The following is a 14,212-nucleotide window of genomic DNA, read 5'->3' as shown; positions in this document are numbered from 1 at the left end:
GCCTTTGCACGGCGCACACCCTTGCCAGTCACTCTCCTTGCCAACGAATCTCCTCGCCGGCGCCCCTTGGCAGCCGCCTCGTCCCGCTATAGCCCCACCGCCATGATCACCGCCCCGCCCCGTCGCACTGCCGCGATCATCTTCATCCTGGTGACGGCGCTGCTCGATGTCATGTCCATGGGCATCGTCATCCCGGTGCTGCCGCAGCTGATCGAGACGCTGGCCGGCTCCAACGCCGCGGCGGGCATGTGGAACGGGCTGTTCGTCGCGCTCTGGGCGGCGATGCAATTTCTCTGCTCGCCGGTGATCGGTTCCCTGTCCGACCGGTTCGGGCGCCGCCCGGTGATCCTGATCTCGGTCGCGGGCCTTGCGCTCGATTTCCTGCTGATGGCGCTCGCCCCCGATCTCTGGTGGCTGGCGCTCGGCCGCCTGCTCGCCGGCGTCACCTCGTCCAGCTTCACCTCCGCCTTCGCCTATATGGCCGACATCACCCCTCCCGAACAGCGGGCGCGCGGCTATGGCCTGATCGGCGCGGCCTTCAGCGGCGGCTTCGTCGCCGGGCCGCTGATCGGCGGCGTGCTGGGGGAAGTATCGCTGCGCGCGCCCTTCTGGGCCGCCGCCGCGCTGTCCGCGCTCGCCTTCGTCTACGGCCTGTTCGTCCTGCCCGAATCGCTCCCGCCGGAAAAGCGCATGGCCTTTAGCTGGCGGCGCGCCAACCCCTTCGGCGCGCTCCGCCTGCTCCGTTCCCACCCCGAATTGTCCAGCCTGGCCGGGGTGAACTTCCTCCTCTATTTCGCCCATCATCTCTTCTCGGCGGTGTTCGTCCTCTATGCGGGCGACCGTTATGGCTGGGGCGCGTGGCAGGTCGGCACGCTGCTGGCGCTGGTCGGCCTCATGGACATGGGGGTGCAGGGATTGCTGGTCGGCCCGGTGGTGCAGCGGCTGGGCGATCGCGCGACCATGGTGACCGGCCTTGCCTTCGGCGCCGTCGGCATCCTCGCCATGGGCCTGGCGCCCACCGGCTGGCTGTTCGTCGCCGCCATGCTGCCCAATGCGCTCTGGGGTCTTGCCATGCCGACGATCCAGTCGCTCATGACCCGGCGCGTGTCGGAAAGTGAACAGGGCCAGCTTCAGGGCGCGAACAACAGCGTCGGGTCGATCGCCGGCATCGTCTCGCCGCTCTTCTTCGGGACCATATATTCCTTGTCGGTCGGCTCCCGCCCCGCCCTGCCCTTCATCGGCAGCGCCTTCATCCTCGCGGCGCTGGTGCTGGGCGGCGCGGCCCTGCTGGGATGGGCGGCCGGACGCGGGCTGGAGGCGGAGGATGCGCACTAAACCGCCGCCGCCAACTGGACATCAGGGCAAGGGACGACTAACCGGGCGCGAATCCCTTCCACCGTTCGATATAAAGGCGATTCGATGACGCTGCCCCTTCAGGATAATATCCTCATCGTGGATTTCGGCAGCCAGGTGACCCAGCTCATCGCCCGGCGCGTCCGCGAAGCCGGCGTCTATTCCGAGATCGCCCCCTTCAACAATGCCGCCGAAGCGTTCGAACGCCTCAAGCCCAGGGGCATCATCCTTTCCGGCGGTCCTTCGTCGGTGATGTGGGAAGACAGCCCCCGCGCGCCGCAGCCCTTTTTCGACGCGGGCATTCCGGTCCTGGGCATCTGCTATGGCCAGCAGACGATGATGCAACAGCTTGGCGGCCATGTCGAAGGCGGCGAAAGCGGCGAATTCGGCCGCGCCTTCATCGAGGTGAAGCAGGACTGCGCCCTGTTCGACGGCCTGTGGACGCCGGGCGAAAAACATCAGGTGTGGATGAGCCATGGCGACAAGGTGACGCAACTGGCGCCGGGCTTCGAAGTGGTCGCGGTCAGCGACGGCGCGCCCTATGCCGTCACCGCGAACGAGGAAAAGCGCTTCTACGCCACGCAATTCCATCCCGAAGTCGTCCACACCCCCGATGGCGCGAAGCTGCTCGCCAATTTCGTGCGCCATGTCTGTGGCCTCGCCGGCGACTGGACCATGGCCGAATTCCGCGCCACCAAGATCGCCGAGATCCGCGAACAGGTCGGCTCGGGCCGCGTCATCTGCGGCCTGTCGGGCGGCGTCGACTCCGCCGTGGCCGCCGTGCTGATCCATGAAGCGATTGGCGACCAACTCACCTGCGTGTTCGTTGACCATGGCCTGATGCGGCTGGGCGAAGCCGAACAGGTCGTCAGCCTGTTCCGCGAACATTATGGCATCAAGCTGGTGCATGTGAATGCCGAAGAGCGTTTCCTGGGCGGCCTTGCCGGCCTCACCGACCCGGAAAAGAAGCGCAAGTTCATCGGTGGCGAATTCATCGCCGTGTTCGAGGAAGAAGCCGCGAAGATCGGCGGCGCCGATTTCCTGGCGCAGGGCACGCTCTATCCCGACGTGATCGAAAGCGTCAGCTTCACCGGCGGCCCTTCGGTGACGATCAAGTCGCACCATAATGTCGGCGGCCTGCCCGAACGCATGAACATGAAGCTGGTCGAACCGCTGCGCGAACTGTTCAAGGACGAGGTCCGCGTGCTCGGTCGGGAACTGGGCCTGCCGGAAATCTTCGTCGGCCGCCATCCCTTCCCCGGCCCCGGCCTCGCCATCCGCATTCCCGGCGAAGTGACCAAGGAACGCTGCGACATTTTGCGCAAGGCCGACGCCATCTATCTGGAGGAAATCCGCGCCGCCGGCCTTTACGACGCGATCTGGCAGGCCTTTGCCGTGCTGCTCCCGGTCCGCACCGTGGGCGTGATGGGCGACCACCGCACCTATGACAGCGTCTGCGCCGTGCGCGCCGTCACCTCGACCGACGGCATGACCGCCGACATCTACCCCTTCGACGCCGCCTTCCTCAGCCGCGTCGCGACCCGCATCATCAACGAGGTGAAGGGCATCAACCGCGTGGTGTACGACTATACGTCAAAGCCGCCCGGCACGATCGAGTGGGAATGATTCAGACCCCTCCGAACGCCGCCGAATTTACGCTGAAGTACGGTCTAACCAACTGAAACAAAAATAAATTCCTTCTGTGCCTTTCGACATCTATCGGTGGGCATAGATGGCGTTTGGCAGCCTCGCTGACGGGCCTTGCCCCCATTGATCAACCGGAAAAACGAAAGTACCGTCAGGAGCAATGAGGCTCATGACGGTACTTTTTTTAATATAAGACGCTGAATTATAAGCGCTTTTTACGCCATAGGCCTCCAAAAACCACGTGACGGTACTTTTCCGCAAGGAGGCCCGAAATGTTGACCGATGCAGCACTCAAGTGCCTGAAACCAAAAGCCAAAATGTACAAGGTATCTGATCGTGACGGGATGTATGTGCGCGTTGCACCGTCGGGCGCCATTTCGTTCAGGCTCGACTATCGACTGAACGGCAGGCGGGAGACCGTCTATCTCGGTAGGTATGCCCGTGACGGGATATCGCTCGCCAGGGCTCGCGAGTTATGCATCGACGCGCGGCGCGCGATCGCCGAAGGGCGGTCCCCCGCCATCGAGAAGCAGCGGGAGAAGCGCCGGATCAAGGAAGCAAAGAGCTTCGGCCAGTTCGGCGAGAAATGGCTGACCAATGCGACCATGGCTGACAGCACCCGCGCGATGCGCCGCTCCATCTTTGAGCGCGAACTCATGCCCGTCTGGCGGAATCGTCTCCTGACAGAGATCACTCCCGATGATCTGCGCGCTCACTGCGGCAAAATCGTCGAACGGGGAGCGCCAGCGACCGCCATCCATGTGCGGGATATCCTGAAGCAAATCTACGGCTTCGCCATTCTGCACGGCGAGAAGGTCGCCAACCCGGCCGATGACGTCGGTCCGGCCTCGATCGCCACCTTTACGCCAAAGGACCGCGCACTTTCGCCCGCCGAGATTCGCATCATGTTCAAACAGCTCGAGCATGTCGCGACATTGCCGACGATCCGCCTCGGCATGAAACTTTTCGTCCTCACCATGGTCCGGAAGAGCGAGTTGCAGGATGCAGTGTGGGACGAGATCGATTTCGACAACGCCGTCTGGACCATCCCGAAGGAGCGCATGAAGCGGTCGAAGCCGCACAACGTCTACCTGTGCCGACAGACGTTGGATATCATGATCGCGCTCAAGACCTGCTCTGGGAACTCTCGATACCTGTTGCCGTCCCGGTACGACGCGGACGCGCCGATGTCACGCGCGACCTTCAATCGGGTCACCTATGCCGTCGTCGAACAGGCCAAGAAGGAGGGGCTGCCGCTGGAGCCTTTCACGATCCATGATCTGCGGCGGACGGGCTCGACGCTGCTAAATGAGCTGGGCTTTAACAGCGACTGGATCGAAAAGTGCCTGGCGCATGAGGACGGACGTTCGTCTCGCGGCGTCTACAACAAGGCCGAGTATGAGGTGCAGCGCCGGCATATGATGCAGGAGTGGGCAGATACCGTTGACGCCTGGATCGACGGTCGGAAGCATGCCCCAACGCTTCTACCGCAAGCTATGCCCTTGATGGAGCTTGATCCCGCCCTTTGACCGGTCGGGTTTTGCGCTTGGTGACGTCAGGGTGCTGTGCCCGACGGATCGGGGCAGCCCGCCGTGCCATCAGCCAGGCCTCGATCTCGGCCAGGTCCCAAACGATGCAACGTGGCGAGAGTGCGAACCGCCGGGGAAACTCGCCACGTTGCTCCATTTCATAAATCGTGCTGTCAGCCATCGGCACCATTTCGCGCAATTGGTGCCGCCGGATTGTTCTCCGAATTTGCGTAGTTTCGATCTTTGCCATGCTCAACCTCCTGTATTGCTAAGGCGATTGAGACTGATAGATGCTGATACTGGAAGCCCCTTCGAAATTCCGTGCGGTATTTTCGGGCTATAGCGTACACATCGGCGGGTTCTTCTTGACCGCTGGGTGCAGCATAGGGGCGAACAGGCGCTGATAAACAAGCTCGAAACGTGTGGGCTCGCTACGAGGGGACGCATTCAGTAAACGCGACTCCCTTCAAAATCCGGTTCCGCAAGGAGTGTCGGTTCGATTCCGACCACCCGCATTATTATCATAAGATAGAGCCTAACTAAGCCGTGCATCGGCGGCAGCTCCTCAGCGCAACTCGCAACCGCAACCCCGTCATTGCGCCGGAAACGGGAGCCTCACGATGTTGGCCAGCATGATCTTCGTCGAAAAATGCGCCGATTTGGCGGGACCAGACGCGCGGACGGGAGAGCGACATCGATCGCCTCGGTCGCGGCTACCGGATGATGGAGAAGGACCGGCGTTAGCCGGCCACTCTTCAGTTCCGGCGCTGCTAGCCAGACAGACGCCATCGCAGCCGATTTCGGCGACAGCGGGGTTGACGAGAAGCTCGTCACATCATTGGTAACGAACGGACCCGATATGCGGACGGCAAACGGGCCATGGCCAAGCAAGGGCATCACATTCCTGGCCGATGCGACGCCATGAGGCAGGCTTTTCGGCAACTTCATTCAGACATTCGACTGGCACTCGCCGGTTGGCGTTGAGCTTGCCTTGGTTTCGATGGTGCGGATGCTGTCGAGATAGGCGCGCGAGATGAGCTTTAGTTGCGCGCGAAAAGCAGGCAGGCGCTCGGCCGTCCCATCCTCTTCGAACAGGACGCGCGTACCCCCGGTCACGACTGCGACCCAGCTGAACACGATGCTGTCGAGCGGTTCGAAACGCTCGCCTTGCACATGTTCCAGCAACCCGCGCACTGCCTGATGCAGGCGGGCGATCATTGCAGCACCCAGATCCTGCATGTCGAGCTCGGTCGAGGCATGATACAAGGCCCGTGACACTGCGACATCGCCAGCCTTTGCGTCGATGTACGCATCGACGAACGTGTCGGCGCAATCCGACAGGGATGCACCACTGTGCGCTTGGCAGGCTTGTTCGACGGCTTGGCCGGCCTTGTCCAGGTGTCGACTAACCAGAGCATAGAGCAGTGCCTCCTTCGCGGGAAAGTACTGGTACAGCGTTCCGACTGAGACGCCGGCTCTTTCGGCTATCCGGTTCGTCGTCAATGCCCTGGCGCCGCCATGCAACAAAACCTGAATAGTAGCCTCGAAGATGGCCTCGATCGTCGCCAGCGACCGTGCTTGGACCGGTCGTTTGCGAGGCTTTAGCTTGCCCGACGGTCGCGCCGTCATATGCGAGTAAAAATTCTGAGCATTTGCTCATATATTTGGAGGCGGGTTAACGAATTTCAAGGAAGGACGCACATGGCCAATACAGAATTTCGCGGGGCGCTTGCAGTAGCGCAAGATTATGTCCGTTTCATCGAAACCGAGGATCGGGAAGGTATTGCACGGTGCCTCGCTGACAACGTTGAGCAGATTTTTCCGATCGCGGCCGACGCGACCGGGGATCCCATGGGCATTTTTTCTGGCAAGGAAGAAGTCCTCGATTATACCAATGGGTTGTTCCGCAAGTTCACCGGACTACGATGGCCGGATCCCGACTGGAGCGAATCGGGTGATCGCAAGCGGGCGTTCTTGGAAGCGCGTGGAAGCGCGACGGTCACCCACTCAGGTATCCCATACAGCAACGTTTACATCACCCGCTTCGATGTGGAGGATGGGCTTATAACCCGCATAAAGGAGTACGCAAATGCAACTCTGTATGTGTCGCTTGGGATTGAACCCACGACGACCGAGATGAAGGCTGTGGAACGGGTCCAGGCGCCTGGTTAGGTCACCGGGCGGTCGTTCGAGGAACAGCAGCCTAGAGGCCCGCCCGGCTGTACACGTCTGCGTGGATCGGCGGCTTCTCAAATTTCAGCGTCGACGGCGCTGATGCTCGATTGGTTCGGCCAGCACATGGCATTATCGCGCAATTCATCGGGGGTTCTGGTCTTAGTCGGGGCAAGGGAGCGGCTCAGTGGTGGCGCATCGCTTTATCCGCCTCGCGCCGCAAGGCGAGACAGATGAGTAGGCGCCGTTTGGACATCGGCCAAATCCAAGTTCGCCAGCCGCTGCCTTGCAGCCTGGGCGTCACTTCGCGCTGCACCAAGTCTAGGCATGCGGCCATACTGTCGGGGTGAGCAACCCATGACCCGCTTGAATGCTGTGCTGAATGCGCTTTCGGACTCATACCCGATTGCAGGCGCGATAATGGAGACCGGATCGTCGGACGTCTCCAGCCGGTCGCAAGCGAGCATCATGCGCCAACGGCTGAGATAATCCATCGGTGTTTCGCCCGCCGTTTCCTTGAAGCGCAGCGCGAAGGTCGATCGAGACATGCCTGCCACCTCGCCAAGCTCCTGCAGCGTCCAGCGGCGAGCAGGATCGGTGTGGATCGCGGCGATCGCCTTGGCAAGTTGCTTGTCCGCCAGGGCGAAGAACCACCCGACTCCAACGCCAGGTCCGACAGCCAGATGAGCGCGCAGCGCATGAACCAACATCATGTGGGCGAGATGCTGCGCGATCAGATAGCCGCCCGGCTCGCCCTCACGCAATTCCTCCATCATCCGCTCGACCGACCAGCGAAGCGCCGCCTGGTCTGAGGCTTTGCGCAGATGTACGACGTGCGGCAGCATCGCCAGCAGCATTCCGGCATGACCTCCGCTCACGCCAAACCGGCTTCCGACCATGAAGAGGTCGCCGCCGCCGTTGATGAAAACCTCGCCGCCGCGTCGCGCAGCCGGGAAGATTTCGGATGCCGCGACGGGTGGTAGATCAAGGTCGCTGGCGAGACGAAAGGGCTGCCCGCTCGGCAGCACGAAACTGTCGCCCTCCTCGAGGGCCAGCGGGTCGGGGACACCATCAATTTGGAGCCAGCACGAGCCCGACACGACCGCGTAGCACTTGATGAGATGGCTCTGGTCGCCGAACTGCACCGACCATTGACCGCCGGCATGAAAGCCAGACGAGATATAGCTCTGTGGTTTGAGCAGCGAGAGAAGTTGCGAGAGAGGGTCCATCTGGCTCCGGACGATTACGAAGATATTGATAACGATACAGCATGGGTCGTCTGAATCGCAATGGTCAACCGCCGCGGGTGGGGCGCTCGCCCTGCCGATGGCCCTCGCTGGAGGCGTTACTCCGCGAACCGTCTGTTGAGGGTCTGGCAGCAGTATCCAGCCAACCCACCGATCCCGGTCGCAAAGGCGAGATGCATAAAGGAAGCAGCGGCGAGGTCGAACTCGGCTGCGAAAAAGGTCACCATGCCGAGAAACCACGCCAACATGTTGCCGAGAATTCCGTGGGTGCGCAGGCCGACAATGAGGATGGCGACAAGGAACACGACGACGGGCAACGCCATATGGTCGAGCGAAGGGATGAGTGCGCCGGTTGCAATGTGCGACAGCGCGCCGATCACGATCCCGAGCCAGAGGCACAGCATTGCCGCCACGCTGTTCCTCAGCGCTGTGGGGCGGGTGAACCAGGCAATGAAGCCTGCGAACATTACCCAGACCTCAAGCTCGAGCGCCGCGCTGAGCCAGGCAGCAAAGGCCGCGACGACGGAAGCGATCAGCGTCCAGAGGATGAATTTCCCGCGTGGCTGACTGTGATTGGCCTGCGGCAGCGCTTGCCGCGTTTCCTGTACCTGTGTGCTGCTCATGAGGAAGCTTCCTTTCGTGCGTTACAGATATCGGTTCGAGGATTGTGCCAGGCCGAACCAAGCTCTCGCCGGCCCACGATTCCGCAGCTCCGACGACCTATGCCGGGTTCAGACTGGCGAAGACCTCCCGGTAGACGCCGCGTCGCTCCGCGGTGCGAAGAGCCTTCACCCGCTCGACCAGGATCTCGCCATCGGCCGGGGCAGGCTCATCGAGGAGCGCGATTACCTCGGCGATGTAGTCGGCGAGCGGCATGGCGGCCGGATCGTTCGCTTGTTGAGGCCCCGCGAGCTGGGTTTGCACGTAGGGCGGCGTAAGCTCGATGACCTCGATGGATTTGCGCCGGAGCTGGTGACGCAGGGATTGCAGCCACGAGTGGAGGAAGGCCTTGCTTGCGCAATAGGTCGCGTAATTGGAGCGCGGTACGAAGGCGAGGCCTGATGTCGTGGTGATGATCGTCGCAGATGGCTGCCGCGAGAGCGTCGGTAGCAGAGCTGCGGTCAGCCGTAGGACGCCGAGGATGTTCGTCTCGATGGTGGCGAGCGATGTGTTGATATCGATCGCATCCTCGTCCCAAGCCTCGAGCTGTGAGATACCGGCATTGTTCACCAGCATGTCGAGATCGGGGAACAGGGCTTCGATGTCTTCGGCCAGGCGAGTGATCGCCGCGGGATCCCGCATGTCGATCTGGTGGCCGTGCATCCCGGGATGCGCCGCGATGATCTCGTCCAGAAGGGCCTGACGACGCCCGGCGATGATGACCTGGTTGCCGCGCTGATGGAATGCTTCGGCGAGGGCTTGGCCGATGCCGCTCGTACCGCCGGTGATGAGAATGGTTCGACCCGTCAAATTCATGTCGTGATGCTCCTGGGTTGGGCTTATCGGGAAGCCGATTCAGCCGAGAACGGCGGACTTGAGCGAGTCCTCGCACCACTGGCGGAAGCTCGTCGGCGTTGAATGTTCCGGCGTCCGTGGCACGGTAAGGTCGAGGCCCTGATCCTTTGCGCAGGCCATGTCTGTCATGCCCTGCGCCATGGCGTCGGACATGCCGAACTGCAGGAAGCGGGCCTTGTAGGCGTCGAAGCTGATCGGCTGATAGGTGACGGTCATGCCGAGCACATCGGAGATGATCTCGGCCATCTCGTTGAAGGAGATGTCCTCGGGCCCAAGAACCGGCACGTCACTCTGGCCCGTCCAGCTGTCGTCGAGCAGCCATCGGGCCGCAACGGCTGCAATATCGCGTGTGGCGACACTTGGCAGCCTGAGATCGCCCGAGATGGGCGAAAAGAACTTGCCCTGATCCCGGATCGTGATCGCCTGCCGCGCGATGTTGTCCATGAAGGACGGGTTGGCAAGACCGCGAAAAGCGACGCCGGTACTCGCGATCAGATCGTCCATCGCGAGTGAGCCTGTGACGTGTCCCGCCTTGTTGGCGAGCGGCGAACCGCGCCCGAGCGCCGTGATCGCGACTACCCGCTTGACGCCTTGCTCTTTCAGAGCCCCTGCGGCGGGACGCGTGAAATCGACATAGGCCGCCGCGACGGATGCGGCTTGAGGGTCGGGAGGCAGAAGCCAGAATACCGCAGAGGCGCCGTCGAATGCTTCACGCACGACCCCCGCGTCGCCGTGGGAGCCTGTGACGATCTCGGCTCCAGCTCGCACCTCGTCAGTGAGGCGCGACGGATCGCGTGCCACAACTCGGAACGGCACGCCAGCGTGAAGTAGATCCTGGACGACCTGATGGCCAATATCGCCCGTCGGCGCGGTGACAACGATCATGTTCGACTCCGATTTTTAAGGTGGCGGGTAGCGTTCTCCCGGACAGGATCCGGAGGATGCGCTGACGCCGCCGTTCACATTCGAAAGGAGCCTATTTCATTGAGTCCGGACGATCTATGCTCGGTGGTCCGGGAGATCTTTGCGATCGTCCGGGAAGCCGATTGGATTGGTTGCCGAGCCGCCAGCCTTATCAGGCCATCCGCCCAGATTGGCGTTATCGAAATGGCTCAATAGCAGGTCCGTGACTGACTGCCTGCGGGCCAATCAGGCGCGGTGCCGCGACGCTTCGCGCGGCTGTACGAGAGCGTGCCTCTGTTCGCGCTCTTGGTATCGCCGCTTGCATCTTGCCTGTTTCAAGATGTTGCGTGACAGATCGCGGCGAGCTTCTGACGGAACCATCGATGGGCAGGGTCTGCATCTAGGCGGGGGTGCCACATCACGCTGATCGCCAGTTCCGGCGTAGGCACAGGAAGGTCGAACCCTTCAAGGCCTTGCGCCGCTACTTCCCCGTTGCGAAGGCAGGAGCGCGGCACGAGCGCGATCAGGTCCGACTGGCGCGCGATCGTCAGCGCATCGACGAAGCCTGGTACAACTGCGACGATCCTGCGGCTCAAGCCCACTTCCTGAAGCGCGTCATCCACCGGTCCGGCTAATGCGCCTCGACGCGATGCGACGACGTGCCCACAAGCGGCGTAGCGCTGCGGGGTCATCGCCCCGTTGAGCAAGGGGTGTCCAAGGCGGGCCACGCCGATGAAGCGATCGCGAAAGATCAGCAGGCTGCGGACTTCGGGCGCGGAGACGCCCGTCGTGCCGACTTCGACGTCGATTACTCCCTCCCGCAAAGGGGTCGCATCCTTGTCGGGCTTAGGCGCAAAGCGAAGGCGCACACCGGGCGCCTCGCGCGCGATAGCCGTGACCAGCGCTGCGGCGAACAGCGCTATGAAGCCTTCGTTGGCGCGGATCGTGAAGGTCCGGTCCAGTGAAGCTAGGTCCAGAGTCTCAATGGCCGGCGTCAGCACCGCCCGCGCCTCGCGGGCGAGGACATGAACGCGGGCGGCGAGCTGCTCGGCATAAGAAGTGGGCACGAGAGCGCGCCCAGCCTGCACCAACAACGGGTCGCCCATCGCCGATCGCAGTCGGGCCAGTGTCCGGCTCGTTGCGGAAGGGCTGAGGCCGAGACGTCTGGCGGCGGACGTCACGCTGCGCTCCGTCAGCAGCACATCCAGCGCCGTAAGCAGGTTGAGGTCGATAGCGGTCATAGCAGCATCATACCGCACCCTCGCGTCATGTATAGCGTGTGGTGCAATGATAGTTTGCATCCGATGCGTCTGGCGCATCCCGACGCGGTGCGGATAATCGGGCGGCAACGACGAAAGGGCAGTCTTATGAATAGTACTTCGAATGAGCCGCCGAAGACGATCCTGCTCGTCGGCGCCTCGCGCGGGCTCGGACAGGCGATGGCGATCGAATTCGTCAAGAAGGGCTGGCACGTCGTCGGCACGGTCCGCGAAAGCGGCCGGACCGATCTGCACGCGCTCGGCGAGGCCTATCCCGATCAGGTCACGATCGAGCCGCTCGACATCACCGAGCCCGAGCAAATCTCCGCGCTGCACGGGCGACTTTCAGCCCGTGCGTTCGATATCCTGTTCGTCAACGCCGGCACGGCCAATCGCGACGCAACCGCTCCGATCGCCGAGGCTTCCACCGACGAGTTCGTGCGCGTGATGCTGACCAACACGCTCGGCGTGATGCGCGCCGTCGAGGGGTTTCAGGATCTGGTAACCGCAGATGGCCTGATCGGGGTTATGTCGTCCGGTCAGGGCAGCATAGCCAACAACACCAATGGCGGCTTCGAGGTCTATCGCGGCAGCAAAGCCGCACTCAATCAGTCCATGCGAAGCTATGCAGCCCGCCAGGCCAATGATCCGCGTGCGATGGTGCTGATGGCGCCCGGCTGGATCCGTACCGCCCTGGGCGGACCGAACGCGCCGTTCAGCATCGAGGAGACAATCCCCACGCTGGTCGAAACGCTTCTCGCGCAACAGGGCACGCCGGGGCTGCGCTTCATCGACCGGTTCGGCGAGACCGAGCCGTGGTGATCGGGCGAGAGACGGGAAGAGACGCATGAAGCTGGTCGGCGTCGAGGAACATTATCTGACGGCGGAGGTGCGCGATGCCTGGGATGCGATCGGTCTGGGCTCGAGAGACCCGTGCGTTTCCATCCACTCGGGCGAGCTCGAGCGACGCCTGCTGGATCTTGCCGACGCGCGCATCGGCCTGATGAATGAGACCAGGCTCGACGTTCAGGTTCTCTCGCTGACGACTCCGGCGCTGCACGAGCTGGGGCCGGTAGGCATCGACCTTGCCCGACGCGCCAACGACGCCGTGGCGGAGACGATTGCGCGGTGGCCCGATCGCTTGCAGGCATTGGCGACGCTTCCGGTAGCGACGCCGGAGGTGGCCGCGCTGGAACTGGAGCGCTGCGTTCAAATTCTTGGATTCAAGGGGACCATCCTGTGTGGCCGGGTCGGAAGTCGCAATCTCGACCACCCAGATCTTCGCCCCATATTCGAAAGCGCGGCGGCACTGGGCGTCCCCGTCCTGCTTCACCCCCGCACACCCGCCGCGGAGGTGCGATCCGCTTATTATTCCGGCTTCTCGGCCGAGGTCGACGCCGTATTCGCCATGTTTGGCCTCGGCTGGCATTTCGATGCGGGCATCCAGTTCCTGCGCCTGGTGCTGAGCGGCATGTTCGATCGCCTGCCCGGCTTGCAAGTGATCCTCGGCCATTGGGGCGAGGTCGTGCTGTTCTATGCCGAGCGTCTGGCGACATTGGACCGCTTCTCGGGGCTCGATCACCCGATCGCGACATACTTGCGCCGCAACTTGTATGTCACCGCCAGCGGCATGTTTTCGCCCGACTATCTTGCGAGAGCAGCGGCGGTCGTCGGAACAGACCGGTTGCTGTTTTCGACAGACTTTCCCTATCAATATCGCCCGGGCGGTGATGCGCGGCGATTCCTGGCGGGCTGCGGCCTGGGCGAAACCGACAAGGCCGCATTCGCCCATGGCAACTGGCTTCGGCTGACTGGCGGCAGCGGTGCGACCCAGCGCGGCGGCATTGGCCGATGACCGGTTCGACAGGCATCTTCAACGACGCGCTTACGCGCACGCTCGCCACGCGGGCTACCATCGTCGCGGTCGATTGGATGACGCGCGATCTGGTGCGGATGACGCTTGAAGGCGTAGCGCTTCGGGGCGCGCCCTGGGCGCCGGGCCAGAAGATACAGATCGCGATGGGTTCGATATTTGATACGCGAACCTACACCCCGATCAATTGGGATACGCTCAACGGCCGCACCTCCATCATTGGCTATGCGCATGGTGCAGGACCAGGCAGTGATTGGCTACGCAGCGCGAAGGCAGGGGCCACATGTGATTTCCTCGGTCCGCGGACCTCGATCAGCAAGAAGATCAAGGCGGGGCCGATCGCTCTTTTCGGCGACGAGACATCGATCGCGCTCGCGGTGGCATTGTCCCGTGACGCTCGCGACCTACGGTGCTTCTTCGAAGTGGCAGACGTCGAGGCAGCCAGGTTACCCATTGCAGAACTGAGACTTCACGACGCCAGACTGTTCACAAGAACGACGGGCGATACGCATCTCGCCGCGATGGAAGCCGCGGTGGCGGAGCTGGTGGCCTGCGATATGTCGTTCTTGCTCACTGGCAAGGCCGCAACCGTTCAGCGCCTTCTCCTAGCGCTAAAGCGCCACCGATTCCCCTCCGACCGCATTGTGACAAAGGCATACTGGGCGTCAGGTAAAATCGGAATGGATTGACTGAGGTAGGGGCGTTCATCCTTGC

General features: G+C 62.5%; 14 protein-coding genes. 7 read left to right on the top strand and 7 right to left on the bottom strand.

Translation table 11 applies throughout. The features are described from left to right. The first annotated feature begins 102 nt into the window (after positions 1-102). The 3 genes from C100_RS40020 to C100_RS40010 all read left to right on the top strand — a co-directional run bounded on the left by C100_RS40020 (position 103) and on the right by C100_RS40010 (position 4,529). Positions 103-1,335 (top strand): TCR/Tet family MFS transporter, encoded by a 1,233-nt coding sequence (locus C100_RS40020; protein ID WP_024020753.1) that lies wholly within the window; start codon positions 103-105, stop codon positions 1,333-1,335. An 84-nt stretch (positions 1,336-1,419) separates the two neighbouring features. Next, positions 1,420-2,979: a glutamine-hydrolyzing GMP synthase gene (gene guaA / locus C100_RS40015; RefSeq protein WP_024020752.1), complete on the top strand. Its 1,560-nt coding sequence runs from the start codon at positions 1,420-1,422 to the stop codon at positions 2,977-2,979. Between the two features lie 293 nt (positions 2,980-3,272). Continuing rightward, positions 3,273-4,529 (top strand): tyrosine-type recombinase/integrase, encoded by a 1,257-nt coding sequence (locus C100_RS40010; protein WP_024020751.1) that lies wholly within the window; start codon positions 3,273-3,275, stop codon positions 4,527-4,529. Here C100_RS40010 and C100_RS47955 read toward each other — a convergent pair. Both C100_RS47955 and C100_RS40005 read right to left on the bottom strand, forming a co-directional pair. Then, positions 4,495-4,779, bottom strand: coding sequence for a helix-turn-helix transcriptional regulator (locus C100_RS47955; protein WP_084625436.1), 285 nt, complete (start codon positions 4,777-4,779; stop codon positions 4,495-4,497). The two genes, C100_RS40010 and C100_RS47955, sit on opposite strands and share 35 nt — an antisense overlap. Before the next feature lie 698 nt (positions 4,780-5,477). Continuing rightward, on the bottom strand, positions 5,478-6,158 hold the full coding sequence (locus C100_RS40005; RefSeq protein ID WP_024020750.1) for a TetR/AcrR family transcriptional regulator: 681 nt from the start codon (positions 6,156-6,158) through the stop codon (positions 5,478-5,480). 72 nt (positions 6,159-6,230) lie between these two features. On the opposite strand from C100_RS40005, the gene C100_RS0124980 reads away from it, so the two are divergent. Beyond that, complete coding sequence (locus C100_RS0124980) at positions 6,231-6,701, top strand: nuclear transport factor 2 family protein (protein WP_031309862.1); 471 nt, start codon at positions 6,231-6,233, stop codon at positions 6,699-6,701. Between the two features lie 203 nt (positions 6,702-6,904). Here C100_RS0124980 and C100_RS40000 read toward each other — a convergent pair whose 3' ends face one another. From C100_RS40000 to C100_RS39980, 5 genes are all read right to left on the bottom strand, one after another. Further along, a complete protein-coding gene (locus C100_RS40000) occupies positions 6,905-7,930 on the bottom strand; it encodes an AraC family transcriptional regulator (protein ID WP_024020749.1) in 1,026 nt (341 codons plus the stop codon). Positions 7,931-8,046: 116 nt separating this feature from the next. After that, positions 8,047-8,571 carry a DUF1097 domain-containing protein gene (locus C100_RS39995; RefSeq protein WP_024020748.1) on the bottom strand — a complete coding sequence of 175 codons (525 nt, stop codon included), beginning with the start codon at positions 8,569-8,571 and terminating at the stop codon, positions 8,047-8,049. 97 nt (positions 8,572-8,668) lie between these two features. Next, on the bottom strand, positions 8,669-9,424 hold the full coding sequence (locus tag C100_RS39990; RefSeq protein ID WP_024020747.1) for an SDR family oxidoreductase: 756 nt from the start codon (positions 9,422-9,424) through the stop codon (positions 8,669-8,671). 39 nt (positions 9,425-9,463) lie between these two features. Further along, positions 9,464-10,348, bottom strand: a complete 885-nt coding sequence (locus C100_RS39985) for an NAD(P)H-binding protein (protein WP_024020746.1) — start codon at positions 10,346-10,348, stop codon at positions 9,464-9,466. Between the two features lie 353 nt (positions 10,349-10,701). Then, the gene (locus tag C100_RS39980; RefSeq protein WP_031309860.1) at positions 10,702-11,607 is read right to left on the bottom strand and encodes a LysR family transcriptional regulator; all 906 of its coding nucleotides are present in this window, start codon (positions 11,605-11,607) and stop codon (positions 10,702-10,704) included. 63 nt (positions 11,608-11,670) lie between these two features. On the opposite strand from C100_RS39980, the gene C100_RS39975 reads away from it, so the two are divergent. Genes C100_RS39975 through C100_RS39965 form a run of 3 tightly spaced genes read left to right on the top strand, consistent with a single transcriptional unit; the run spans position 11,671 to position 14,187 of the window. Next, complete coding sequence (locus tag C100_RS39975) at positions 11,671-12,447, top strand: SDR family oxidoreductase (RefSeq protein ID WP_235219112.1); 777 nt, start codon at positions 11,671-11,673, stop codon at positions 12,445-12,447. A gap of 25 nt (positions 12,448-12,472) precedes the next feature. Further along, positions 12,473-13,480 (top strand): amidohydrolase family protein, encoded by a 1,008-nt coding sequence (locus tag C100_RS39970; protein WP_024020743.1) that lies wholly within the window; start codon positions 12,473-12,475, stop codon positions 13,478-13,480. Then, positions 13,477-14,187 carry a siderophore-interacting protein gene (locus C100_RS39965; protein WP_024020742.1) on the top strand — a complete coding sequence of 237 codons (711 nt, stop codon included), beginning with the start codon at positions 13,477-13,479 and terminating at the stop codon, positions 14,185-14,187. Before C100_RS39970 ends, C100_RS39965 begins: the two co-directional genes overlap by 4 nt. The last annotated feature ends 25 nt before the right edge of the window (positions 14,188-14,212 follow it).

Source organism: Sphingobium sp. C100, from assembly GCF_000508185.1.
Taxonomy (GTDB): Bacteria; Pseudomonadota; Alphaproteobacteria; order Sphingomonadales; family Sphingomonadaceae; genus Sphingobium.
This window is presented reverse-complemented; position numbering and strand designations above follow the sequence as displayed.